The sequence below is a fragment of the Paenibacillus sp. PSB04 genome, from assembly GCF_025809195.1.
Taxonomy (GTDB): domain Bacteria; phylum Bacillota; class Bacilli; order Paenibacillales; family Paenibacillaceae; genus Paenibacillus_AQ; species Paenibacillus_AQ favisporus.
On sequence record NZ_CP081301.1, the window covers coordinates 3,911,174 to 3,934,108 of the forward strand.

Below are 22,935 nucleotides of genomic sequence, written 5' to 3' on the forward strand. Positions count from 1 at the left end.
GGAGCGTGACAGCCATTGAACTCCAGCCTCAGGAATAAAATGCTCGGTCTTTTCATTGTCTTCTTTCTTTGTTTTTTAGGAACAACAGAGCCGGTACAAAGCCTGGCCGCCATCCCGAATGAAATCAGGATGTTTGCGGGAACGGCACAAGCGCTCTCCATGCCGGTGACGGCCCAAGCTACCGTCGACCGTCCGGGCGTTCTGCATCTCAACGGTTCCGCCGTTACCGCCAAGGTGACTCCAGGACGTCCATTGCAGCTGACGCCGCAGCACAGCGGAATGGCGAAAGTAACCTTGAAATTATTCGGAACCATCCCTTTTAAAACCGTTCAGATCCACGTCGTTCCCGGACTCAAGGTTATACCGGGAGGACAAACCATTGGAGTGAAGGTGAAATCGGCGGGCATTTTGGTCGTTGGGCATCACCTGGTCAGCGTGGATGCCGATACAAAGGTGTCCCCTGGCGAGAATGCCGGAATCCAGCTGGGTGATTTAATGACCCACATGAATGGGGTTCCGATGGACGATGTCGCAAAAGTTGCCAAAGTAGTCGAAGAGGCGGGCAAAAGCAAGCGACCGGTCGAAATCAAATTCAAACGCGGAAACAAAGAGATGAGCACGAAGCTGTCCCCCGCCTATGACCAGGAAGACAGGGTGTGGCGATTAGGACTGTATATTCGCGACTCAGCCGCAGGTGTCGGAACGTTAACCTTCTATGCTCCCGATCAAGGCGTTTATGGGGCACTGGGCCATGTCATTACGGATATGAACACGCAAACGCCGATTTCAGTCGGCAGCGGTGAAATTTTGCAGTCCAGCGTAACCTCGATATCGAAGAGCCAAGATGGCGAACCTGGCGAGAAGAGAGCGCATTTTCTCAAGGAAAGTAAAATCCTCGGTAATATTGAGCGCAACACGCATTTCGGAATCTTCGGCAAGATGAATCAGAATCCGGATCACAGCTTGTATAAAGAAGGCATCCCGGTAGCATTCGCCCAGGAGGTTAAAGAAGGCCCGGCCGAAATTTTGACTGTGGTGGATGGGCAGCAGGTCGAACGGTTCAAGGTCAATATTGTCCATGTGGCGAAGCAGGAATCGCCGGCCACCAAAGGACTGGTCATCCGAATTACCGATCCGCGCCTGCTGGAGAAGACGGGGGGCATCGTCCAAGGGATGAGCGGAAGCCCAATCGTGCAGGACGGCAAATTGGTCGGAGCAGTGACCCACGTGTTCGTTAACGATCCGCGGTCCGGTTACGGATGCTTCATCGAGTGGATGCTTCAGGATTCCGGAGTTCTCCCTCAATCGAAAAGTACTCAAAAAAGTCTTAAGGCCGTGTAGCCTTAAGACTTTTTGTCGTTTCATCGCGAAATAGTTAGAATAATGGATGAAAATATTAATTATAATTCAACAAGGTAAAAAAATAAACAAAAATAATTTTCGACAGAAGGAATTTAATGCTGGGTGTCGAAAACTTATCTCTGCAGAAAAATAAGGGAATACGATTCTAAGGAGGAAGCAGCCAGTGCAAAAAATAGAGGTATTGTTGGCGGATGACAACCGGGAATTCACGAATTTGCTTGCGGAATATATTACCGAGCAAGACGATATGATGGTAACGGGAATCGCCTATAATGGCGAGGAAGTGCTAAATATGATCAGTGAATCGAGAAAAATACCGGACGTATTGATTTTGGACATTATTATGCCGCATCTGGACGGATTGGGCGTTCTCGAAAGACTGCGCGAGATGAATCTGTCCCCGCAGCCTAAAATCATTATGCTGACTGCTTTCGGCCAGGAGAACATCACCCAAAGAGCGGTACAACTTGGTGCTTCATACTACATTCTTAAGCCGTTTGACATGGAGGTTCTAGCCAGCCGTATTCGTCAGCTCGTGGGGCAGCAGCATATCACGACAGGCAATATGACGGTATCAACGACCAAATCCAATGTGGTTCCGATGGCGAAAGGGAAAAACCTTGACGCCAATATTACGTCCATCATTCATGAGATCGGCGTTCCGGCCCATATCAAAGGTTACCAATATTTGCGCGAAGCGATTACGATGGTGTACAACAACATCGAAATCCTCGGTGCCATTACCAAAACGCTGTATCCGGCGATCGCCGAAAAGTTCAAAACGACGCCATCCCGGGTCGAGCGGGCGATCCGTCATGCGATTGAAGTCGCCTGGACGCGCGGCAACATCGATTCGATCAGCCATCTGTTCGGTTACACCATCAACATCAGCAAATCGAAGCCGACCAACAGCGAGTTTATCGCGATGGTGGCCGACAAGCTGCGCATTGAGCATAAGGTGTCGTGAAAGGAATAGCGTGACCCTAAAGAATACGCCATACTATGACGATGATCATAGTATGGCGTTTTTTTATTTGATGAAGATCCATCTGTTCCAGAAAAATTTCGATATCCATTATTTTCATCTTGAGAAGGGTAATAATATATAGATTGAACTAAAATTTTGCAGTTTCTTCGTTCATTCCATATAGTTACAAAGTTTTATCTGGATATCAAGCCTGATTAAAATTACACTTAAATTGTTATCAAAAATTGGAAACCTTGCTGGGCGAATACGGGAAGGAGTTTAACATTGAAAGCAAAAGGATGGATCATTGCCACCACGGCTGCGATGGTGTTGTCGGCAACGTCAATAATGGTCATGGCGAAACCGGACCCCATCAAAGTGATGCTCAACGGAACCGAGTGGGTGACGGAAGCGGCACCCGTTCACATAGATGATGAAATTATGATACCCTTGCAAACCTTCGGAAAGCTTTTTGGCAAACAAGTCACCTATGACAGCCAAAGCAACACGGTTCGAATTGATGACAAGAAACAGGTTCCCTTTGCGCAATCCGACGACCAGACGATACAGATCAGCGGAGATGCCAGCGAATCGGGAACCTATGAAAACTTAACGCTGAAGACTCAGACTTTCAGCCGTCACATCCCTGGGTACAATGTGGACAATCCAAGCTATGCTCCAATCATCGAAAGGGCCGATTTGACGGGTGACGGCAAGAAGGATACTGTTATCATTTTAACGACAGGATATGGAACCGGCGTTTATACTTCCAATCCGCTCGTGTATGCCGAAACAGCAGAACCCATACCTGTAGAGGACGCATATACGGCATTTTTAAAACAGTTCGACAGTAAAGTGACGGACAAGCAAGTCGAGCTGGATATTCGCGGCGAGCGGACGGTCATCCCTATATCCAAACTGCAGTCCGGCCCTGTAAAGCACCCGCCGGGGATCGGAAGCGTTATGACTTATACCCTTGAGGGGAATACCCTGAAAGCGACTACGGCCGTGCAGGTGTCCCCTGCCGAATTTATCGGCGATTTAACCTTAAGCTACACGTTTAAAAACGGTCTTCTTCAAGCAGGTGATGCTCAGTTCGCCTTGTACCCCGAGTACGGTTCGTGATAAGATAACGTTCTGGCAGTTATTACTAACTTGTTAAGGCTACAGCCGTGAAAGGAACGATGATGAAGACATCCAAGATAACCACTTTACTGCTGACAGGCGTCATCACGGCGTTACTGATCCTGAGCGGATGCAGTCTGGAGATCAACCCGGCACCGGAGAACAACAGCACCCCAGCGAGCACCGGGGGGAACCTTCGAGTCGTTTTTCTTGATGTAGGGCAGGGAGCTTCTCAGCTTATTATTTCCCCTTCCGGTAAAACGATGCTGATTGATGCCGGGAACAACGACAAAGAAGAGCTGATGCTGCAATATATGGACCAATACGGCATCACCAAGCTCGACACGGTCATCGGAACTCATCCGGATGCCGACCATATCGGCGGACTGGATGCGGTCATTAACCACATTCCGGTGGGCCGCATTTATATGCCGAAAGCACAGGCCAATACGAAAACGTTTGAATCCGTTCTGCGCGCCGTAAAAAATGCCAAACTGAAGGTACAAACGGCGAAGGCTGGGATCTCTTGGGATATGGACGATGAGGTTCATGTCGATATGCTGGCGCCCCGCAAAAGTTATGACGACTCGAATAACATGAGCGCCGTGGTGAAAATAACGTACGGCCGCACTTCTTTTCTGTTGACCGGTGACGCGGAGGCGGACAGCGAACGGGATATGGTTGACGCCGGAACGGATTTGCAGGCGGATGTCATGCTGGTGGGGCACCACGGCTCCAAGTCGTCGACCACGCTTGCATTTCTCAAACGGGTTCATCCGAAGTATGCGGTCATACAGGTGGGTGCAGACAATACATACGGCCATCCGAAAAGCGTCATTCTAAACCGGCTGAAGCAGCAGGGCGTCAAGGTATACCGTAACGATCTTCAGGGAACGATTGAAGCGGAGTCGAATGGGCAGAAGGTGACATTCCGAACGGAAAGGTGAGAACGATGACGGGATATGTCGAAGGCTTTGAAGGACCGTATTGCCGCATTGAAGTGGACGGTAACATCCAGGCCGTTCCCCGTGAACAAGTGGATCCTAAAGTGAAGGCAGGAGACGCTGTGGAACTGAAGGACGGAAAATGGGTGACCGATCCGGCTGCAACCAAACGGCGCACCGACGAAATCAAAAAGCTGATGGACGATGTTTGGGAATCATAAGAAAAACGTCTATCGATGTACCTTCAAAGAAGACAGACCGCGTTTAGAGGAGGTTTTTCTTGCAATATCAGGAAGGAATGGCTCTGCAATTTATGCTTTCTGATATTATAAAAAAACTCTTCGCCGGATGATGTGCTGATCGATCTTGCTCATCATCCCGAAGAGTTTTTTTGTATGATCAGGCGCTTCCTTTGGCACTGACCTTATGCGGTGGAACAAAACAGCACCGGCACCGCGGCTCGTAATCATCGGAATCCCCGATCATGATTACCGAGCCCAGCGGAGCGGGGTGGCCGTTGACAATCCGCTGTGTGAACACGGCTTCCGGGCTGCCGCATACCGCACAAAAGGCGGTCAGCAGCTGGATGTCGTCGGCCATGGCCAACAGCCCGCCTATGTAGCCGAATTCTTTTCCACGATAGTCCAGATTCAGTCCGTCCACGATGACATGCTTCCCGCTGTATGCCAGCTCTTCCACCAGGCCAAGGATCGGCTTGCTGAAGAACTGAACCTCGTCAAAAGCGACCACATCCGCGTCAGCGGTTTCCGCCAAAATTTTGGCGGTGATGTCAGCGGTCAACTGCCGCGGAATGGAGATGGCTGGCAGCCGGTATCCGATCCGGCTTACAATTTCGTCCTTCGCGTAGCGCTGATCCTCCTCGGGCTTGTAAGCCACCAGCTTTTTCCGCCCGTATTGGATCAGTTTTTGGCACCGGCGGATAAGTTCACCCGATTTTTCGCTAAACATGGGTCCCGTAATTACGGTAATCCGTCCTTTATTCACGTTCAGCCTGCTCCTTTCCCGTTAGCATAACCCGTTCATGTTCTATATGATGACAAAACACGAAAAATTGCGACTTTTATAGAGTACCACAATTAAAACGGACATGGCTACAAAAATAACCGAAAGTGGCGTGCAGGCGTTTGGCCGTGGTATGGTTAATATAAAGAAGGATCGAATGAGCATTTGGAGGAGACGGCATCATGCAGGAAAAAATAGAAGCTTATAAAGCAAGGATCGCTGAACTGACCGCAGAGCTCGGCAAGGATCCGCAAGTGGAAGATCTGGTCAGCAGTCTGCTCGCGGACCTCGAAGAAGCGGTTCAGCAAAACCATAAACTGCGGCTCACGCTGCTGAAGTCTTCATCGAAGGAATCACGGATGTCCACCAAGCTGAGAGAGGCGCTGTACGAATAATTTATCCGGTCCGGTTCATGTCTAGTCGCTTGCTGCAGCTTTTGCGGCAAATTGGGATACACCAATTCACACGATCCGCTATATCCTAAAGTGAGCAGGAATACATTGAAGCGGGGTGATTGGGTGAACCGGTCCACGGATAACAAGAAACGGCGCAAGCCGGCAAAACCGGTTGTAAAGTATGCCAAAGCCGGCGTGCCCCCGCCGAAATTGAGCCCGCAGCAAATCGCCATCATTGCGGGATTACTGAACAATTTCTTTGTGGTCGAATCTGTGCTTTACAACCGCGATAACGAGCTGAAGGTCGTCTTAACGAGCAGAACGCTGACGAATCTTCCGGTGCTGGGGAATCCGGAGTACGGATTGGTGAAGGAGGATGTCGTTCTTGACATTATCGCCAGCGAAACCGATCAAGATTCGGACCAACAACAAAACCCCGTTCTGAGATAAATCTGCAGTTCGGGGTTCTTTGTTCGATTCCTGGTCTTGGAATTCGGCATTATGATGATTGTACGGGCGGTTTGGGCTTGCGCTTCTCCTTGAAACGCGGCCCTACATAGTTTCGTTTGCGGTCCCGGAACAGAATCCAGCCGCCGAGAAAGCTCATCCCTGCCACGAACAGGAGCAGGCCGAGCACAAAATGTCCCCACGCAAACGACGGATGGGCGACGCTCGCATCGCCGTGGAGCGAATAATATTCGAATACCGCATCTTTCATAAACAAAAATCCGGTCATTGCCGCCAGTCCCGGAATGACGAGGATCAGGATGGCGATAAAGCGGGAAATAATCAGTTTCATGAAAAATCCCTTCCTGTTGGCCTGTTTTAGTCCACTATATCATAACTCGTCCGGCGAATCTTTGTCTATTTCCGGACATGTGATAACATTTTGTAATGCGGTGAAAACCGAGTACAATATAAAAGCGATGGAGTGCTTCTTACTCCGGGCACAACTTGTCATAAGTTATGCGCCAAATGGTTTCAATATAAACATGTTAAGATGGGGGATGGACAATGACTATATCATGTGACGTAGCCGTTCTGGGCGGCGGTACCGGCGGTTATGTGGCTGCAATCCGCGCAGCTCAGCTGGGCAAGGAAGTCGTTATTATCGAAGCGGACAAGCTGGGAGGAACATGCCTGCACCGCGGCTGTATTCCAAGTAAGTCTTTGCTGCGGAGCGCGGAAGTATACGCAGAGATTAAAGAAAGCGAGAGCTACGGCATCGAAACAGCAGGGGCCGCACTCCAATTTCCCAAAGTTCAGGCGCGGAAGGAAGCGATCGTAGATCAGCTGCACCAAGGGGTTCAATACCTGATGCGCAAAAATAAAATTCAGGTGGTTCATGGAAAAGGGCGGGTCATCGGTCCTTCCATTTTTTCGCCGAAAAGCGGTGCCGTTGCTGTGGAGCTTGCGGATGGGGAGATGGAGACGGTGGTTCCGACGCATTTGATTATCGCCACAGGCTCCCGTCCAAGAGTGCTGCCAGGACTTGAACCCGACGGAATACATATTTTGACCAGCGACGAGGCACTACAAATGGAGGAGCTTCCGAAGTCCATCATCATCGTTGGCGGCGGCGTGATCGGTGTCGAATGGGCTTCGATGCTGAACGATTTCGGCGTAGAGGTTACCGTTGTGGAGGCGGCAGGCCAGCTGCTGCCCGCAGAAGATGAAGAGGTGGCCCGTGAGCTTCAGAAGTCGTTTTCGCGCCGGGGCATCAAAATTATTACCGGGGCCCAGCTGCAGACGGAGACATACGAAGCAGCGGATCATCAGGTGCAGATCGATGTGCGTGTTGGGGACAAAACCGAACGGCTTCAAGCGGACAAGCTGCTTGTGTCGATCGGCCGCCAGGCGAATGTGGAGAACATCGGTCTGGAGAACACGGATGTCCGGGTGGAGCGCGGTTTTATAGCAGTCAATAAACATTATCAAACCGGCGAATCCCATATTTATGCCATCGGCGACGTCATTGGCGGGCTGCAGCTCGCGCATGCGGCAAGCCATGAAGGAATTGCGGCCGTCAACCATTTGGCAGGAGAAGAAGTTCACCCGGGGGATGCGGATCTGATTCCAAGGTGCGTGTACACAAGACCCGAAGTGGCCAGTGTCGGCATCACCGAGAAGGAAGCCCGCAGCCGCGGATTCGAGGTTAAGGTCGGCAAGTTCCCGTTCCAGGCCATCGGGAAGGCATTGGTACAGGGGAGCAAGGAAGGATTCGTAAAAGTAGTAGCTGATCCTAAGACAAACGACATTTTAGGCGTTCAAATGATCGGAGCCCATGCGACCGACCTGATCAGCGAGGCGGCATTGGCCCAATTTTTGAATGCAACCCCTTGGGAGATCGGGCAGATGGTGCATCCGCATCCGACGCTCTCGGAAATTTTGGGCGAGGCGATGCTGGCGGTAGACGGTAAATCCATCGGAATGTAAGACCAAAATTTAGAATCGGTTCTTTTCTTTTCGCCGCGGTTATGATTATAATAGGGTTAAGCCAAGTCTTAGTACCAGGTTTTAATAGTAGATCAGGGACAGACTGCAGGCTCTAAAATAAGGAGGTACCTCCCATGAATGATCAGGGTACTGTTCACACGCCACATGAGCATGAGCAGCTTGGACTCACCAATGGCCAAGTCATCGACATGTACAGATATATGCTGCTCGGGCGCAAATTTGACGAGCGTAACCTGCTGCTGCAGCGGGCTGGCAAGATTAACTTTCACGTATCGGGAATCGGTCAGGAAGCGGCCCAGGCCGCCGCGGCGTTTGCGCTGGATCGGGAAAAGGATTACTTTTTGCCTTATTATCGCGACTATTCATTTGTGTTATCGGTAGGAATGACTCCGTACGAACTGATGCTGTCGGCCTTTGCGAAGGCTGACGATCCGAACAGCGGCGGGCGGCAAATGCCTGGACACTTTGGCAGCAAGCGGCTGCGGATCGTAACGGGCTCAAGCCCCGTCACGACCCAAGTGCCCCACGCCGTAGGCGTAGCCTTGTCCGCCAAGATGAGGAAACAGGATTTCGTTTCGTTTGTCACTTTTGGCGAAGGCTCGAGCAATCAGGGGGACTTCCACGAGGGAGCCAACTTTGCGGGCGTTCATAAGCTGCCTGTGATTTTTATGTGCGAAAACAACCAGTATGCCATTTCGGTACCGCTTCATAAGCAGATCAGCGGCAAAGTCAGCGACCGTGCGCTTGGCTATGGGTTTCCGGGCATCCGGGTGGACGGCAACGATGCGCTTGCGGTATACAAAGCCGTGAAGGAAGCGCGTGAACGTGCTGTCCGCGGTGAAGGACCTACGCTGATCGAAGCCATGATGTACCGCTTGTCTCCGCACTCCACCTCGGATAACGACTTGGCATACCGTACGAAAGAAGAAGTGGATGAGAACTGGAAAAAAGACGGCATTGTCCGTTTTAAACAATATTTGATCAGCTGCGGCATTTGGGATGAAGAAAAGGATGCGGACTTACAAGCGCAGTTGGCTCTTGAGATCAAGGAAGCAACCGAATCGGCCGACAATGCTCCGTTCCCGAAACCCGAGGATACGCTGAAGCATGTGTATGCGGGCGATAGCGAAGAGGGGGTATACTAATGGCCGAAATGGAATATATCGATGCGATTCGTCTGGCAATGAAAGAAGAAATGGAAAAAGACGAAAACGTGTTTGTCCTCGGTGAGGATGTCGGCGTTAAAGGCGGCGTGTTCACGACGACCAAAGGCCTGCAGGACCAGTTCGGCGAGGAGCGGGTCATCGACACGCCGCTGGCGGAATCCGCCATCGCCGGCGTTGCGATCGGCGCGGCCATGGTCGGCATGAAGCCGATCGCGGAAATGCAGTACTCCGACTTCATGCTGCCGGCAACGAACCAAATTATTAGTGAAGCCGCGAAAATCCGCTATCGTTCCAACAACGACTGGAGCTGTCCGGTCGTCGTTCGCGCGCCGATCGGCGGAGGCATTTTCGGGGGATTATACCATTCCCAATGCCCGGAATCGATCTTCTTCGGCACCCCCGGTTTGAAAATCGTAGCGCCTTTTACCGCCTATGACGCGAAAGGACTGCTGAAAGCTGCGATCAACGATCCGGACCCGGTGCTGTTTTTTGAAAATAAAAAATGCTACCGCATGATCAAAGGCGACGTGCCTTTGGACGACTATACTGTACCGATCGGCAAAGCTAACGTGCTGCGCGAGGGGACCGACATCACGGTCATCGGCTACAGCATGCCGCTGCACTTCTGCCTTCAAGCCGCCGAAGAGCTGGAGAAAGAAGAAGGCATTTCGGCCCATATTCTGGATCTGCGCTCCCTGCAGCCGCTGGACCGTGACGCCATCATTGAGGCGGTCCGCAAAACCGGCAAGGTGCTGATCGTACACGAGGACAACAAAACGGGTGGTGTGGGCGCCGAAGTGTCCGCCATTATTTCGGAAGAATGCCTGTTCGACCTCGATGCGCCGATCAAGCGGCTGTGCGGTCCGGACGTACCGGCCATGCCGATCAGTCCGCCGATGGAGAAGTTCTTTATGCTGAGCAAGGATAAGGTCAAGCAAGCCATGCACGAACTGGCGGTTTATTGAGAATTGCCGAGTGAAGGAGTGAAAATATGTCAAATCAAAAGTTTACCGATATGGTGATGCCACAGCTGGCAGAATCGCTCGTGTCCGCCACCATCGCCAAATGGTTGAAGCAGCCTGGCGATAAGGTGGAACAGTATGAGCCGATCTGTGAGGTCATCACCGATAAGGTCAACGCGGAAATCCCGTCCACGGTGGACGGGATTATGGGAGAATGGGTCGCCGAGGAAGGCCAGACCGTCGCCGTCGGCGAGGTCATCTGCCGCATTGCGGCGGCAGGCGCCGCGGGGGCTCCGGCGGAGGAACGGCCTCAGGTCGAACCGCGTACCACTGCGGTCCCGGCGCAGGCCGAAGCCTCTGGCGACCAGTCCATGCGCGGCCGGTATTCTCCAGCGGTGCAAAGCCTTGCAGCCGAGCATGGCGTGAACCTGAGCGCCGTCCAAGGAACGGGCATGGGCGGACGGATCACCCGTAAGGATGTCCTTGCTTATATCGAAAACGGCGGTGCGGCAGCGGAAACCGGCCGGGCTGAGGAAGCTCCTGCGAAGAGAGAGGTTCATTCTCCGTTCGAAGGGCTGCCGCATGCCAATCCTGCGGTCCGTCCGGAGCAGTACATCCCGGTTTCGCCAGCATCCAGCCGGCAGTCAGGTCTGCATATGACCGAGTCGCCGCGTATTCCGGCCGTGGAACTCGAGGACCAGAACGGGCGCGCCGAGACGATGATCGACGTCACCCCGATCCGCAACGCCATTGCGACGAACATGCGCCAAAGTGTGTCGGAAATTCCGCATGCCTGGACGATGATCGAGGTCGACGTGACCAACCTGGTGCTGCTGCGCAACAAATTGAAGGATGAATTTAAGCGCAGAGAGGGCTATAATTTAACCTATCTGGCGTTTCTTCTGAAGGCTGTGGTCAATGCGATCAAGGATTACCCGATCATGAACTCGGTCTGGGCGGTCAATAAGATCATTGTGAAACGGGACATCAACATTTCCCTCGCCGTCGGGACGGAAGACTCCGTTATGACACCGGTTATTCAACGGGCCGATCAGAAAAACATTGCCGGTCTCGCCCGTGAAATCGAAGAACTGGCGACCAAAACGCGGCAGGGCAAGCTCAAGCTGGAGGATATGCAGGGCGGCACCTTTACGGTGAATAATACCGGATCGTTCGGTTCGATCCTGTCTTACCCGATTATCAACTATCCGCAGGCAGCTATCCTGACCTTCGAATCGATCGTGAAGCGGCCTGTCGTGATCAACGACATGATCGCCGTCCGTTCGATGGCGAATATCTGCCTGTCGCTGGACCACCGGATTTTGGACGGAGTCATCTGCGGACGCTTCCTGCAGCGCGTGAAGGAAAACGTAGAGGGCTATACGCTGGATACCAAAGTTTACTAATGAAAAGTCTACGAAAGCTTGGTCATCATCTGAAAGGGCGTGAAGCAGTCATGACAACCAAACTTGAAGTATCCTATACGCCGATGATGGATTATGGTGCGGCCTGGGATTTGCAGAAAAGCATCGTCAGCCGCATAGACCTTGGAGAGCAGCAGGAAACCCTGCTGCTCTTGCAGCATCCACCGACGTATACGATCGGATCGCAGCGGCACCCGGAGCATCTCTTGCTCAGCAAGGATCAGCTGGAGCAGCAGGGCATCGGGCTGTTTGAAATCGACCGCGGCGGCGACATTACCTATCACGGTCCGGGGCAGCTGGTCGGGTATCCGCTGCTGCTGCTGGCGGGCAAGGAAGGACTGGATCTGCACGGCTATTTGCGCAATCTGGAGCAGGTCATTATCAATTACCTTGCGCATTACGGGATCGAGGCAGGCCGCAAGCCCGAATATACGGGGGTCTGGGTAGGCGATCTGAAAATTTGCGCGATCGGGGTCAAATTCAACAAGTGCAAACACCAAAGAGGGTTCGTGACCAGCCACGGGTTTGCCTTCAACATAACGTCCGGCATTCAAAACGAAGGCTTTCAGGGAATTATACCGTGCGGAATTCAGGAGTATGGCGTCACGTCGCTTGAGGACTGCATTGGAAAGCCGATCGCGGTCGAGCAGGTGGCAAAGGAGATTGTTCCGTTCTTTACCGAGGTATTCGGATTTGAGGCCGTTTCAGCCCACGGGGCAGAGGAAAGCCCGCTGAAATCAGCGGGCCATTAAGGACTCGACGAGCCCAAACACGACGGATCCGACCATGGCAATGAGCATGAGGTATACAAAAACGCGAAACCATTTTTTTCGTTGCATAAATAGCTCCTTTATTCATCATTAATGAAGGCTCGATGTCGAGCCGGGACAACCTATGTACTATTGTAACTTAACGCCGAAGGAGAGGAAAGTCCATTGATTAAACAAGACCGTTTGATACAGGAGTTTATGGAATTGGTTCAGGTGGACAGCGAAACAGGCCATGAAGCGGAGATCGCCGCGCTGCTCAAGCAAAAATTTACTCAGCTTGGACTGGAGGTCGTTGAAGACGACTCCCAGGCTAAAACCGGACATGGCGCCGGCAACCTGATCGTGACCTGGAAGGGGGAAGGCGGCGCGGAAGCCCCGAAGCTATTGTTCACCTGCCACATGGATACCGTAACCCCAGGTAAAGGGATCAAGCCAATCCTGGGAGAAGACGGTTGGATCCGCAGTGACGGGACGACGATTCTGGGGTCGGACGATAAAGCGGGCCTGGCGGTGCTGCTTGAGACGATCCGCGTTATCCAGGAGCAGCAGCTTCCCCATGGACAGATCCAATTCGTGATTACTGTCGGTGAGGAGTCCGGATTGCTGGGAGCACGTTCGATGGATCCGCAGCATTTGGATGCCGAGCTTGGATTTGCTCTCGATTCCAATGGAGAGGTCGGATCGATTGCCGTTGCGGCACCAACCCAGGCTAAAATCCAAATGAAGATTTTTGGCAAATCGGCGCATGCCGGCGTGAATCCGGAAGACGGAATCAGCGCCATTCAGGTCGCCTCCAAAGCGGTGTCGCGAATGAAGCTGGGCCGGCTCGACCAAGAGACAACAGCCAACATCGGTAAATTTTCCGGCGGTGGAGCGACCAATGTGGTGTGCGATTTTGTCCAGCTTGATGCGGAAGCGCGAAGCATCGTTCAGGAAAAGGTCGATCAGCAGATCGCCCACATGCGGGAAGCGCTAGAAACGACCGTCCGCGAGTTCGGCGCCCAGTGTGAGTTCCGGAGCGAAATCGTGTATCCCGCGTTTAATTTCAACGAAAACGATCCTGTGGTGAGCCTGGCCAAACGTGCAATTGAGCGCCTTGGAATGAGCGGAAGAGTGTTCCGTTCGGGCGGCGGCAGCGACGCCAACATTTTCAACGGGCTTGGAGTTCCTACGGTGAATCTGGCCATCGGCTATGAGGACATACATACGACGAAGGAACGGATCCGCGCGGAGGATATGGTCAAAGCTGCCGAAATGGTGCTCAGCATCATTCAGGAAACCGTCAAATAAAGCTTTAACCCTATACAGCAGAATAAACCTGCACAAACAGGCTGTTCCATGCATGCGGCAAACCGCGCTGGAACAGCTTTTTTGCTGGGCTCATCCTTCTTCACAGGCCAACGACAACGGATAGGCTCACAGGTTAGTGAACATAACGCCGGCGATCCGCGGCAGGATGATTTCTGCGCTGTGCCGGGGTCCATACCGTATGCCAGCTGGTGGATTGGATAATTTGCAGGGCCAGAGTGATATTCGTCAAATATTCGTCAATTTGAAAATACAGATCACTTCCGATCACTTGACGTTCCTGTCTGTGATCCAAAGAGGTACGGGTCTCCTCCAGGAAGCAGGAGGCTGCCGCAAACCGTGACAAGGAGTGGGACGAATCCGTTGCATAAATCGACTCGAACAGCTCGGCTGCTTTGGCGAAGTCACCTTGATCGTACAGCATTTCAGCAGCGATAAAGCAAAGATCGAGCGAGCTCTGGCTTCTGTCGTGCGTCGGAATTCCCTCCAGTTTGTTCAGGAGCGTTTTGGCCTGTCCCACGTAGCCCTCCCGGTAAAGGGTATAAATCAATTCGCTGGATTCATGGAACGAGGGTTCGGGCAGAAGGGACATCCCAATGTCCACCATGCCGAGCACAATCGCGGACTTGGCTGTTTCCAGCCGGTTAAACCTGGACAATTCAGGCAAACCCCGGCCCTCCTGAAGCGCACGGCAGCACAAATACGCCGCATGGGATGCGGTAACAGAATGGGAAGCTGATTTGACCACGACCTTGTCCGGATCCATCGTGCGCTGCGTCAGCCGCGCTTGCGCTTCCTTGAATTGATGGGTGTGAATAAGGCACAAAATATAAACGAGTTGAAGAGATTCATTGAACCGTACGTCATTCGTATAACGGCTTAGGATGCCAAAGGCTTCCTCGTACGCGCCCAGATCCGCCAGCGTTTGGCCGACCTGCAGTTCGGTCGTGTCTGAGAGCGGGACCATTTCCAGAAGACGCCGGCATATTTCCGCATCTGTTTTTCCTGCGTCGTAGAGCAGTGCTCCCCATTCCGCGAGCGTTTTCCGATGATGCTGTCCGAGATTGATCGCCCGGCGGAAAGCTTCTTCGGCATCTTCGGTACGGCTGCATGCATATAAGAGCCTTCCGTACTCGAGCCATCCCTGCGCTTCGTCAAAGCTTTCAGCATGGGGCAAACTTCCGGAGTCATCATGTGCATGCGTCAGAGCCGTCCGAATGTGCGTCATCGCCTCACTGTTGTGTCCGCGCGATTTATACCATAATCCCAGCTTAAAATGCAGGGACGGGGAATTCGGGTAGGCTTGCAGCAGCGTCATCAATTCATCTTTGGTCATAATTGTACCCTCCAATATATAGAACAACCTGGTGAGTGAATAGTTGGTGGGAATGCTAAAAAAATGTTTAAAAAGTTAAATCGCTTATCGTTTTCAGATCATATCCGAAAAACCTGGAGATTTCGGGGGATATTAATGGACAAAGATTCATCCGTCCCTTAATGATCCCGCCGGGAGGACGCGAGCGATTGCAAAATATGCTGCAGCGGCGTGTCAGGGTTCCATTCCTTTTGCAATTGGCGGAGCATGATTTTAATCTGCCAGGCCCGTCCTACCATATGGACCGAGTTCGCTGTACGGTAACTTTTCATGAAGGGATCCCTCTTTCCTTGGGGTGAAGTTTGTTATAATAAGACCATATGTGTCAGCATGGCCAAAAATGCTAGGTTTTAAATATAAGAGGTTGTTGAGAACGTACTATAAGGAGGATCATAGAATGAAAGAGTCTTTGCCACATATGAAGAAACCGTCCAAACATCTCGAGGAAGAGACCCTGTCCACCGAATCTATTTTTCAGGGAAAGGTCGTATCTTTGCAGATTGACAAGGTCCGGCTTCCCGACGGCAAGACGGCTACACGGGAAATCATCCGTCACCCCGGTGCGGTAGCTGTTCTGGCCATCAAGGAGGACCGGATCATTCTGGTCGACCAGTATCGCCAGCCCATGGGACGGTGCGAGCTTGAAATCCCGGCAGGGAAGCTCGAGCCAGGGGAGGACCCGATGGAAGCGGCAAAGCGCGAGCTTGTGGAGGAAACGGGGTATATATGCGGCCGCCTGGAGCTGCTTCACTCCTTCTATACCTCTCCCGGGTTTGCCGATGAGGTGATCCACCTCTACGTGGCTCATGATCTTCAAGAGGGCGAAGCGGCGCCGGACGAAGACGAGTTCGTGGAGCTGCTGGAATTGACGATGGAAGAGGCGCTTGAGGCGATTTCGCAAGGCCGGATCAGCGACGCCAAGACACTTATGGCGGTGTACGCCTGGAAGTTGAACAAGCTGACGGGTGAATTCCGCGTATGAGCCGTCCGGAACGTGTCAGTCACCAAGAGCTTGCATACGAGTCGGATATTTTAAGCGAATACTTTGCGGATCTGCACATCCATATCGGCAGGACGAACGACGGGCATGCGGTCAAAATCAGCGGCAGCTCCAACCTGACGTTCGCGAACATCGCCAAGGAAGCGTCGGAGCGCAAAGGGATCGAGCTGGTGGGCATTATCGACTGCCACTCGCCGGTCGTCCAGAAGGACATCATCGACTGCCTGGAATCCGGTGAAATGAACGAAGTTCAGGGCGGCGGGATCGCCTACCGGGGAACCACGATTCTTCTTGGTTCCGAAATTGAAATCTATGAACAGGGTAAGGGCGCTGCGCATTTACTCGTTTATTTTGCGGACCTGCCGACGATGCAGCGCTTTACGGCCTGGATGTCGGGACATATGAAAAACGTAAACCTCAGCTCACAGCGCATTTATGTTTCGGGACGGGAGCTGCAGGCCAAGGTATACGACATGGGAGGCATCATGATTCCCGCCCACGTGTTCACTCCGCATAAAGGCTTGTATGGCAGCATGACGCCGCGAATGGAGCAAGTGCTCGACCCGGGGCTTGTGAGCGGAATCGAGCTTGGGCTGAGCTCCGATTCGGAGATGGCCGGACTGATTTCGGAGCTCGATCCGTATACGTTTGTAACCAACTCCGATGCCCATTCCCTGGGTAAAATCGCCCGCGAATACAACCGGATCCGTTTGGCGGAGCCTAACTTTGCCGAATTCCGCAAGGCGCTGGAGAGGGCGGACGGCAGGTGCGTGACAGGGAACTACGGCCTCAATCCGCGTCTGGGCAAGTACCACCGTACCTATTGCCATGGCTGCAGCCGCGTGTTGGACATCGAACATGGGGGCGCAGGCTGCCCGTTCTGCGGCAGCACCAAGCGGGTACAGGGGGTGCTCGACCGGATCCTCGATATCGCCGACCGCAAGGAGCCGTACATGCCTGCCTTCCGGCCGGCATATCATTACCAAGTCCCGCTTGAGTTCATTCCGGGTCTCGGCAAGGCCAAAATGAAGCAGCTGCTGGAGCGGTTCGGTACAGAAATGTCGATTCTCCACCATGCGGCTGAAGCAGAAATTGCCGAGGTCGTGGGCACCGATTTGGCGCGGATGATCGTCATGGCCAGAAACGGTACCCTGAAGCTGACCTCGGGCGGAGGGGGAACTTACGGGAAAGTGGAAGGGGCGTCCGTGTCCAAGACATAGTTTGGGACTTGCTTTCATACAGTAAGGGTATGCGAATGGAAAGGGGAGAAACTGCATGCGAGCTTTCCGCCATGCCCTGAAAGAACAAAACATCCTGTATATTTTTGTCGCCGTACTGTTTCTGGTTGGAGTTATCTTCGGCGCGCTCATGGTCAATGCTCTTTCCCTTGAACAGCAGCAGGACTTGGGACGGTATTTGGGCAATTTTTTCGTAACCGTTAATCAGGGAGCGGAGGCCGGACAGCCTGCGCACTCCTACTGGGACATCGCCGGGCTGCATTTGAAATGGGTTGGGCTGATTTGGATTCTCGGCCTGTCGGTCATCGGCCTGCCGGGCATTCTGATCCTCGATTTTTTGAAAGGCGTTCTGGTCGGCTTTACGGTTGGCTACCTGGTTGGCCAGTTTTCGTGGCACGGTCTGCTGTTTGCGCTGGTGTCGGTGGCTCCGCCGAACCTGCTTATCATTCCGGTGCTGATCGTTTGCAGCGTATCGGCGATCGCCTTTTCGCTTCATATTAAAAACCGGGTGATGCTCCAGCGCCCGGGCAACATTACCCGCCCATTTGCATCGTATGTCGGGATGACGCTCGTCATGGGCCTGATCATGCTCGGCATCTCCTCTTTTGAAACCTGGGTGACTCCCACGATGATGAGATGGGTGACGCCCATGCTGATCCACGCTCCGGCCATCACCGGCATGTGAGGCAAAAGCGTTTGACTTTGTTTGGCAACTCCCCATATAATGAGAGAAGCGGTTATAGATAGGTGCAGAGATTTTCCTGTGGGGAGGGAGACAATGGAAGCACGGATCGATAAAATCAAACAACAATTACAATCCCAGGGCTATAAGCTGACACCCCAGCGGGAAGCTACCCTCAGAGTACTATTGGAGAATGAAGAAGACCATCTGAGTGCGGAAGACGTATTTATGCTTGTGAAAGAAAAGGCTCCCGAAATCGGTCTGGCAACCGTGTACCGTACCTTGGAGCTGTTGAGCGAGCTGCATGTCGTCGAGAAGATCAACTTTGGAGACGGTGTAGCCAGATACGATCTACGCACCGATACGGCCAAGCATCACCATCATCATATGATCTGCGTGAAATGCGGGAGCATGGATGAGATCCGCGAGGACTGGCTTGGACCGCTGGAAGAGCGGGTTGAACGGGAATTCAATTTCACCGTCTCGGACCACCGTCTTGATTTCCACGGGGTATGCTACCGCTGTAAGGCGAAGGAAGACAACGGCGGCAGCGATGACAAGTAATCATACAACGATTTTATAATATGATCTTGACGATCAAAGCTCTCTGCCCGGCATGCTGCCGGAAGGGGGCTTTTTTGGTCGGGGCGTCCTGGGGCATACATAAGGACAAACGTTCATATGCTGGATATAGCAAGGATGAACGGGAAGGAGAGGCGTCTCCTTCAAGAATGTGAGGTGCTTCCGGGATGATCATTCCGCTGCGAAAATGGCTGTCCGTGCTAAAGTTTCTGATCGTGTTCGTTTCTTTGGCCTATATGTTCTACCATGTGCTGACCCTGTTCACCGCATGGATCACGCCGGTGGACCATTACCGCATTCCGGAGGGTCATGCCGTCAAGGCGTTCCAGTCCGGTGACGGGAAGCAGGGTGGTGAGCGGATGGGGGACAGGCTCCGTTTTTATTTTTGGTACGGTGAATAATGCCTCCGGCAGGGGACGTCCGCCCTGCTGTCGAAGTAGAACAGGACGAAGATACGTCAATCCAAAATGAACCCGAAGGAGCTGTTTCACAACATGATGCAGTATGTACAGCCCTTCATTCGGTACATCCGTGAGGAGAAAGGGCTGTCCAGTAACACACTTGAATCGTACACCCGTGATGTCCGTCAGTTTGTGGAATTTGTAGAGGAACGGGGGCTGAACTCGGCGGATCAGGTCAAACGGACGCATATCCAAATGTATTTGAACCTGAAGAAGCAGGAGCGCATGGCCCCGGCGACGCTCGCCCGCAAGCTGGTTTCCGTACGGTCTTTTATTCATTATTTGATCCGGGAATCCGTCATCCGGCAGGATCCGAGTCTTGGACTCGACGCTCCCCGGCTGGAGAAGAAGCCTCCAAGAGTTTTGTCCATCGGGGAAGTGAACCGGCTGCTGGAAGCCCCCGATGTTTCCGCACCGCAGGGGCTTCGGGACAAAGCTATGCTAGAACTGCTCTACGGTACCGGTTTGAAAGTATCGGAGCTCATCTCCCTGAATGTGGACGATGTCAATTTGGACATGCATTTCCTCCGCTGCACAAGCAGCGCAGGCAAGGAACGGGTGCTTCCGATCAATGGGATTTCGGCCGGGGCGGTCAAGGAGTATATAACCGGAATGCGGGATCCGCTCGTACGGGAAACCTCCTCGGATGACAGAGCCCTGTTTCTGAACCTGACCGGCAGCCGCCTGACGCGCCAAGGATTCTGGAAGGTGTTGAAAAAATACGCCGCCGATGCGGAGATTGAAGGCGAGATTACGCCGCATACGCTCAGGCATTCATTTGCCGCGCACCTGCTGGAGAACGGAGCCGATCTGCGCTCCGTACAGGAGATGCTGGGGCATGCCGATATGGCGACGACTCAGATGTACACCACAAGTACGAAAAGAACGATGAAGGACGTTTATGAAGAGCATCATCCCCGTGGACGGGATCATTCCAATACCGATTAGGAGAGATTATACGCATGTCAACGACACAGCTGAAGCAAATTCAAGAGGCAGCCGCCTTTATCCAGAGCAAGGGAGGCGTTCAACCGGAAGTGGGCCTCATACTCGGTTCCGGTCTCGGAATACTGGCTGACCTGATCCAGGACGGCATATCCATTGCCTACGAGGATATCCCTCATTTTCCGGTGTCGACGGTGGAAGGCCATGCGGGAGAGCTTCTGCTCGGTACGATTGAAGGACGAAGTGTCGTCTTAATGAAGGGACGCTTCCACATGTATGAGGGTTACGGACCGGAAGTGACGGCTTTCCCGGTAAGGGTCATGAAAGAGCTCGGCGTGAAGAGCCTGCTGGTGACCAATGCGGCCGGCGGAATCAACACGGCTTTCGAGCCGGGAGACCTGATGGTCCTGACCGACCATCTGAACCTGACCGGCCGGAATCCGCTCATCGGCGCGAACGACCCAGAGCTTGGCGTCCGCTTCCCCGATATGTCCGAGGCGTACAGCCGGCGGCTCCGCCAGCTGTTGAAGGACACGGCCGCGTCGAAGAACATTCCGATTCGCGAAGGCGTATATGCCGGTCTGCTTGGACCGACCTACGAAACGCCGGCCGAAATCCGTATGCTGCGTACGCTCGGTGCAGACGCTGTCGGCATGTCGACGGTTTCGGAGACGATCGTGGCCCGGCACGCCGGCCTGGAAGTGCTCGGCATTTCCTGCATCAGCAACATGGCGGCGGGCATTCTGGACCAGCCTTTGTCCCATGAAGAGGTTATGGAAACGACCGAGAGAGTCCGCGAGAAGTTCCTCGGCCTGGTGCTTGCGGTCATCCCTCATATGTAATATGCATGGTAACTTTATTCAAAGCAGCCCCCGCAGGAGTGATCCTGCGGGGGCTTTTGCATTTTTCAAAAATAATTCGGCGTAAGCCGCCCCTGGCATGGAATATTTTCCTGTGATCCTGACGAAACTGAAAGACAGTAACCATTTCAATTGAACCATATAGACATGAACTAAAGAAATGAAAGTTATAGGCCATATCAGGCCTTAATAACAGGAAGTTCAATGAAAAAGCTTTAGTTCAATCTATACAATAGGTCAGGAGGGGACTTATTTTGAAAAAAACGATACTGGCGCTCGCGCTGTCCTTCGGGCTGTCCACGGTGGCGCTGCCTTATCTGGGGTATGCCGAAGAAGCGCCAAAAGGCGGTCAGGCTCCGGGCGTGGAGCTGGCGGCGAATGCTAGGTCAGCCATCCTTATGGATGCGGATACGGGAACGGTCATTTATGAGAAGAACAGCCATGATAAACTTCCGCCGGCAAGCATTACGAAAATTATGACCATGCTGCTGACCATGGAGGCCATCGACGAGGGCAAGCTGAAAATGACCGATATGGTCCGGACGAGCGAATATGCGGCATCGATGGGCGGTTCACAAATATTCCTTGAGCCGGGTGAAGAGATGACGGTCAACGAAATGCTCAAGGGCATCGCAATGGCATCCGGCAACGATGCCTCAGTGGCGATGGCCGAAAAAATCGCCGGCACGGAGCAGGCCTTTGTCCAAATGATGAACGACAAGGCACAGGAGCTGGGGCTGAAGGATACCCATTTCGTGAACTGTAACGGGCTTCCTGCCGAGAACCATTACTCTTCGGCGCACGATATCGCGGTGATCAGCCGTGAACTGTTGAAGCATTCGGAAATTACGAAATACACCGGTTCCTATCAGGATTATTTACGGAAAGATTCCGAAAAGCCCTTCTGGCTCGTGAATACGAACAAGCTGGTCCGCTTCTATACTGGGGCCGACGGCCTCAAAACGGGGTATACCTCCGAGGCGAAGTTCTGCCTCTCAGCTACGGCCAAGAACGGCAACCTGAGAGCGATCGCCGTGGTGCTGGGCGAGCCTAACACCAAGACACGGAACGAAGAAGTGTCCAAAATGTTCGACTATATGTTTGCCCAGTACAGCACGCATACCATTTTCAATCCGGGTGACGTGATGGGTACGGTGAAGGTGAACAAGGGCAATACGAAGGAACTGACTTTGAAAGCCGGACAAACCTACAGCGTTCTGACAAAGAAAAACGCCAAGGCAGCGGACATCCGCCACGAAATGGTCGTTCCGAAGGAGATCAAGGCACCGGTCCAGCAGGGACAGGTTCTCGGTAAACTGGTCGTCTATGAAGGCGGCAAGGTGCTGAAGGAATTCGAGCTGAAGTCGCCGGAGACGGTGGGCAAGGCCGGATGGTGGAAGCTGTTTAAACGGACGACATCAAAATTGTTTCTTGTAGATTGATAGCGGTTTTCTTCTAGTTTTGTCGTGATGCAGGAATCCGGTTTTACTCCGTAGAAATCGTTGTTCATGACAGGGAGGAGAGTGAGCAAACGTGAATCTGCAAGTGGAAATGGAGCATCACCGCAACATCTTGATTGTGCGCTTATCGGGAGAGCTCGATCACCATACGGCTGACCATGTCCGCATGAAAATGGATGAGACGATCCAGCGCGGACTGACAGACCATCTGGTGCTCAGCCTGAAAAATTTACAGTTCATGGACAGCTCAGGCCTGGGTGTGATCCTCGGAAGGTATAAGCTGATCAAGGCCAAGGGCGGCAAAATGGCGGTGTGCGACGTCAATCCTACCGTCTACCGGCTGCTCGATATGTCCGGCTTGTTCAAAATTATGCCCATTTACGATAACGAGGGTCATGCGCTCTCGGGTCTGGAGGTCGTGTCATGAGT

27 protein-coding genes are annotated in these 22,935 nt (G+C 52.8%); 22 read left to right on the top strand and 5 right to left on the bottom strand.

Annotated features, from left to right (window positions below; all coding sequences use genetic code 11):
* Positions 1 to 15 precede the first annotated feature (15 nt).
* The 5 genes from spoIVB (at position 16) to K2F33_RS18085 (ending at position 4,619) form a co-directional block, all read left to right on the top strand.
* Positions 16 to 1,341, top strand: coding sequence for a SpoIVB peptidase (gene spoIVB / locus K2F33_RS18065; protein WP_212984377.1), 1,326 nt, complete (start codon positions 16 to 18; stop codon positions 1,339 to 1,341).
* A gap of 184 nt (positions 1,342 to 1,525) precedes the next feature.
* Positions 1,526 to 2,329 carry a sporulation transcription factor Spo0A gene (gene spo0A, locus K2F33_RS18070; RefSeq protein WP_076170026.1) on the top strand — a complete coding sequence of 268 codons (804 nt, stop codon included), beginning with the start codon at positions 1,526 to 1,528 and terminating at the stop codon, positions 2,327 to 2,329.
* Positions 2,330 to 2,614: 285 nt separating this feature from the next.
* Entirely contained in the window at positions 2,615 to 3,454 is an 840-nt protein-coding gene (locus K2F33_RS18075) for a copper amine oxidase N-terminal domain-containing protein (RefSeq protein ID WP_263878188.1), read from the top strand.
* A gap of 59 nt (positions 3,455 to 3,513) precedes the next feature.
* On the top strand, positions 3,514 to 4,401 hold the full coding sequence (locus K2F33_RS18080) for a ComEC/Rec2 family competence protein (protein WP_263878189.1): 888 nt from the start codon (positions 3,514 to 3,516) through the stop codon (positions 4,399 to 4,401).
* 5 nt (positions 4,402 to 4,406) lie between these two features.
* Positions 4,407 to 4,619 (top strand): DUF3006 domain-containing protein, encoded by a 213-nt coding sequence (locus K2F33_RS18085; protein ID WP_263878190.1) that lies wholly within the window; start codon positions 4,407 to 4,409, stop codon positions 4,617 to 4,619.
* A 178-nt stretch (positions 4,620 to 4,797) separates the two neighbouring features.
* Here K2F33_RS18085 and K2F33_RS18090 read toward each other — a convergent pair whose 3' ends face one another.
* A complete protein-coding gene (locus tag K2F33_RS18090) occupies positions 4,798 to 5,403 on the bottom strand; it encodes a thymidine kinase (RefSeq protein WP_084203876.1) in 606 nt (201 codons plus the stop codon).
* Positions 5,404 to 5,603: 200 nt separating this feature from the next.
* Between K2F33_RS18090 and K2F33_RS18095 the strand changes: the two genes are divergently transcribed.
* Both K2F33_RS18095 and K2F33_RS18100 read left to right on the top strand, forming a co-directional pair.
* Positions 5,604 to 5,816 (top strand): hypothetical protein, encoded by a 213-nt coding sequence (locus K2F33_RS18095; protein ID WP_076170030.1) that lies wholly within the window; start codon positions 5,604 to 5,606, stop codon positions 5,814 to 5,816.
* A 105-nt stretch (positions 5,817 to 5,921) separates the two neighbouring features.
* On the top strand, positions 5,922 to 6,266 hold the full coding sequence (locus K2F33_RS18100; RefSeq protein WP_212984375.1) for a hypothetical protein: 345 nt from the start codon (positions 5,922 to 5,924) through the stop codon (positions 6,264 to 6,266).
* A gap of 49 nt (positions 6,267 to 6,315) precedes the next feature.
* Here K2F33_RS18100 and K2F33_RS18105 read toward each other — a convergent pair whose 3' ends face one another.
* A complete protein-coding gene (locus tag K2F33_RS18105; protein WP_076170032.1) occupies positions 6,316 to 6,615 on the bottom strand; it encodes a DUF2627 domain-containing protein in 300 nt (99 codons plus the stop codon).
* Between the two features lie 215 nt (positions 6,616 to 6,830).
* On the opposite strand from K2F33_RS18105, the gene lpdA reads away from it, so the two are divergent.
* The 5 genes from lpdA to lipB all read left to right on the top strand — a co-directional run bounded on the left by lpdA (position 6,831) and on the right by lipB (position 12,577).
* The gene (gene lpdA, locus K2F33_RS18110) at positions 6,831 to 8,252 is read left to right on the top strand and encodes a dihydrolipoyl dehydrogenase (protein WP_263878191.1); all 1,422 of its coding nucleotides are present in this window, start codon (positions 6,831 to 6,833) and stop codon (positions 8,250 to 8,252) included.
* A gap of 134 nt (positions 8,253 to 8,386) precedes the next feature.
* Positions 8,387 to 9,418: a thiamine pyrophosphate-dependent dehydrogenase E1 component subunit alpha gene (locus K2F33_RS18115; protein WP_076170034.1), complete on the top strand. Its 1,032-nt coding sequence runs from the start codon at positions 8,387 to 8,389 to the stop codon at positions 9,416 to 9,418.
* On the top strand, positions 9,418 to 10,404 hold the full coding sequence (locus tag K2F33_RS18120) for an alpha-ketoacid dehydrogenase subunit beta (RefSeq protein ID WP_089548084.1): 987 nt from the start codon (positions 9,418 to 9,420) through the stop codon (positions 10,402 to 10,404). Before K2F33_RS18115 ends, K2F33_RS18120 begins: the two co-directional genes overlap by 1 nt.
* Before the next feature lie 26 nt (positions 10,405 to 10,430).
* On the top strand, positions 10,431 to 11,807 hold the full coding sequence (locus K2F33_RS18125) for a dihydrolipoamide acetyltransferase family protein (protein ID WP_263878192.1): 1,377 nt from the start codon (positions 10,431 to 10,433) through the stop codon (positions 11,805 to 11,807).
* Between the two features lie 50 nt (positions 11,808 to 11,857).
* Positions 11,858 to 12,577, top strand: coding sequence for a lipoyl(octanoyl) transferase LipB (lipB, locus tag K2F33_RS18130; protein ID WP_263878193.1), 720 nt, complete (start codon positions 11,858 to 11,860; stop codon positions 12,575 to 12,577).
* On the opposite strand, the gene prli42 is transcribed toward lipB, so the two are convergent.
* Positions 12,563 to 12,664, bottom strand: a complete 102-nt coding sequence (gene prli42, locus K2F33_RS18135; RefSeq protein WP_076170037.1) for a stressosome-associated protein Prli42 — start codon at positions 12,662 to 12,664, stop codon at positions 12,563 to 12,565. The genes lipB and prli42 overlap by 15 nt on opposite strands.
* Positions 12,665 to 12,760: 96 nt before the next feature.
* On the opposite strand from prli42, the gene K2F33_RS18140 reads away from it, so the two are divergent.
* A complete protein-coding gene (locus K2F33_RS18140) occupies positions 12,761 to 13,885 on the top strand; it encodes a tripeptidase T (protein ID WP_263878194.1) in 1,125 nt (374 codons plus the stop codon).
* A gap of 133 nt (positions 13,886 to 14,018) precedes the next feature.
* Here the strand turns inward: K2F33_RS18140 and K2F33_RS18145 are convergent, their stop codons facing one another.
* Positions 14,019 to 15,239 (bottom strand): tetratricopeptide repeat protein, encoded by a 1,221-nt coding sequence (locus K2F33_RS18145; protein WP_263878195.1) that lies wholly within the window; start codon positions 15,237 to 15,239, stop codon positions 14,019 to 14,021.
* 158 nt (positions 15,240 to 15,397) lie between these two features.
* Positions 15,398 to 15,550 carry a Z-ring formation inhibitor MciZ gene (gene mciZ, locus K2F33_RS18150; RefSeq protein WP_076170040.1) on the bottom strand — a complete coding sequence of 51 codons (153 nt, stop codon included), beginning with the start codon at positions 15,548 to 15,550 and terminating at the stop codon, positions 15,398 to 15,400.
* 125 nt (positions 15,551 to 15,675) lie between these two features.
* Here mciZ and K2F33_RS18155 point away from each other — a divergent pair, with 125 nt between their 5' ends.
* From K2F33_RS18155 to spoIIAA, 9 genes are all read left to right on the top strand, one after another.
* On the top strand, positions 15,676 to 16,260 hold the full coding sequence (locus tag K2F33_RS18155) for an NUDIX domain-containing protein (protein ID WP_263878196.1): 585 nt from the start codon (positions 15,676 to 15,678) through the stop codon (positions 16,258 to 16,260).
* Positions 16,257 to 17,498, top strand: a complete 1,242-nt coding sequence (locus tag K2F33_RS18160; protein ID WP_263878197.1) for an endonuclease Q family protein — start codon at positions 16,257 to 16,259, stop codon at positions 17,496 to 17,498. Before K2F33_RS18155 ends, K2F33_RS18160 begins: the two co-directional genes overlap by 4 nt.
* 55 nt (positions 17,499 to 17,553) lie before the next feature.
* Entirely contained in the window at positions 17,554 to 18,201 is a 648-nt protein-coding gene (gene spoIIM / locus K2F33_RS18165) for a stage II sporulation protein M (protein ID WP_263878198.1), read from the top strand.
* 93 nt (positions 18,202 to 18,294) lie between these two features.
* Positions 18,295 to 18,762, top strand: coding sequence for a ferric iron uptake transcriptional regulator (locus K2F33_RS18170; RefSeq protein ID WP_076170043.1), 468 nt, complete (start codon positions 18,295 to 18,297; stop codon positions 18,760 to 18,762).
* Between the two features lie 185 nt (positions 18,763 to 18,947).
* The gene (locus tag K2F33_RS18175) at positions 18,948 to 19,181 is read left to right on the top strand and encodes a YqzK family protein (RefSeq protein ID WP_263878199.1); all 234 of its coding nucleotides are present in this window, start codon (positions 18,948 to 18,950) and stop codon (positions 19,179 to 19,181) included.
* A 93-nt stretch (positions 19,182 to 19,274) separates the two neighbouring features.
* A complete protein-coding gene (gene xerD / locus K2F33_RS18180) occupies positions 19,275 to 20,189 on the top strand; it encodes a site-specific tyrosine recombinase XerD (RefSeq protein ID WP_212967835.1) in 915 nt (304 codons plus the stop codon).
* A gap of 14 nt (positions 20,190 to 20,203) precedes the next feature.
* Positions 20,204 to 21,028 carry a purine-nucleoside phosphorylase gene (locus tag K2F33_RS18185; protein WP_263878200.1) on the top strand — a complete coding sequence of 275 codons (825 nt, stop codon included), beginning with the start codon at positions 20,204 to 20,206 and terminating at the stop codon, positions 21,026 to 21,028.
* A gap of 272 nt (positions 21,029 to 21,300) precedes the next feature.
* Entirely contained in the window at positions 21,301 to 22,488 is a 1,188-nt protein-coding gene (locus K2F33_RS18190) for a D-alanyl-D-alanine carboxypeptidase family protein (protein WP_116229665.1), read from the top strand.
* Between the two features lie 91 nt (positions 22,489 to 22,579).
* A complete protein-coding gene (spoIIAA, locus tag K2F33_RS18195) occupies positions 22,580 to 22,933 on the top strand; it encodes an anti-sigma F factor antagonist (protein WP_076170047.1) in 354 nt (117 codons plus the stop codon).
* Positions 22,934 to 22,935: the final 2 nt, after the last annotated feature.

What these genes read in the sequence shown, in the direction of transcription:
- K2F33_RS18080 (WP_263878189.1), top strand. Translation starts at nt 3,514, where the DNA reads ATGATGAAGACATCCAAGATAACCACTTTACTGCTGACAGGCGTCATC.
- K2F33_RS18085 (WP_263878190.1), top strand. Translation starts at nt 4,407, where the DNA reads ATGACGGGATATGTCGAAGGCTTTGAAGGACCGTATTGCCGCATTGAA.
- K2F33_RS18095 (WP_076170030.1), top strand. Translation starts at nt 5,604, where the DNA reads ATGCAGGAAAAAATAGAAGCTTATAAAGCAAGGATCGCTGAACTGACC.
- K2F33_RS18105 (WP_076170032.1), bottom strand. Translation starts at nt 6,615, where the DNA reads ATGAAACTGATTATTTCCCGCTTTATCGCCATCCTGATCCTCGTCATT.
- lpdA (WP_263878191.1), top strand. Translation starts at nt 6,831, where the DNA reads ATGACTATATCATGTGACGTAGCCGTTCTGGGCGGCGGTACCGGCGGT.
- K2F33_RS18115 (WP_076170034.1), top strand. Translation starts at nt 8,387, where the DNA reads ATGAATGATCAGGGTACTGTTCACACGCCACATGAGCATGAGCAGCTT.
- K2F33_RS18120 (WP_089548084.1), top strand. Translation starts at nt 9,418, where the DNA reads ATGGCCGAAATGGAATATATCGATGCGATTCGTCTGGCAATGAAAGAA.
- K2F33_RS18125 (WP_263878192.1), top strand. Translation starts at nt 10,431, where the DNA reads ATGTCAAATCAAAAGTTTACCGATATGGTGATGCCACAGCTGGCAGAA.
- lipB (WP_263878193.1), top strand. Translation starts at nt 11,858, where the DNA reads ATGACAACCAAACTTGAAGTATCCTATACGCCGATGATGGATTATGGT.
- prli42 (WP_076170037.1), bottom strand. Translation starts at nt 12,664, where the DNA reads ATGCAACGAAAAAAATGGTTTCGCGTTTTTGTATACCTCATGCTCATT.
- K2F33_RS18145 (WP_263878195.1), bottom strand. Translation starts at nt 15,239, where the DNA reads ATGACCAAAGATGAATTGATGACGCTGCTGCAAGCCTACCCGAATTCC.
- mciZ (WP_076170040.1), bottom strand. Translation starts at nt 15,550, where the DNA reads ATGAAAAGTTACCGTACAGCGAACTCGGTCCATATGGTAGGACGGGCC.
- K2F33_RS18155 (WP_263878196.1), top strand. Translation starts at nt 15,676, where the DNA reads ATGAAAGAGTCTTTGCCACATATGAAGAAACCGTCCAAACATCTCGAG.
- K2F33_RS18160 (WP_263878197.1), top strand. Translation starts at nt 16,257, where the DNA reads ATGAGCCGTCCGGAACGTGTCAGTCACCAAGAGCTTGCATACGAGTCG.
- spoIIM (WP_263878198.1), top strand. Translation starts at nt 17,554, where the DNA reads ATGCGAGCTTTCCGCCATGCCCTGAAAGAACAAAACATCCTGTATATT.
- K2F33_RS18170 (WP_076170043.1), top strand. Translation starts at nt 18,295, where the DNA reads ATGGAAGCACGGATCGATAAAATCAAACAACAATTACAATCCCAGGGC.
- K2F33_RS18175 (WP_263878199.1), top strand. Translation starts at nt 18,948, where the DNA reads ATGATCATTCCGCTGCGAAAATGGCTGTCCGTGCTAAAGTTTCTGATC.
- xerD (WP_212967835.1), top strand. Translation starts at nt 19,275, where the DNA reads ATGATGCAGTATGTACAGCCCTTCATTCGGTACATCCGTGAGGAGAAA.
- K2F33_RS18185 (WP_263878200.1), top strand. Translation starts at nt 20,204, where the DNA reads ATGTCAACGACACAGCTGAAGCAAATTCAAGAGGCAGCCGCCTTTATC.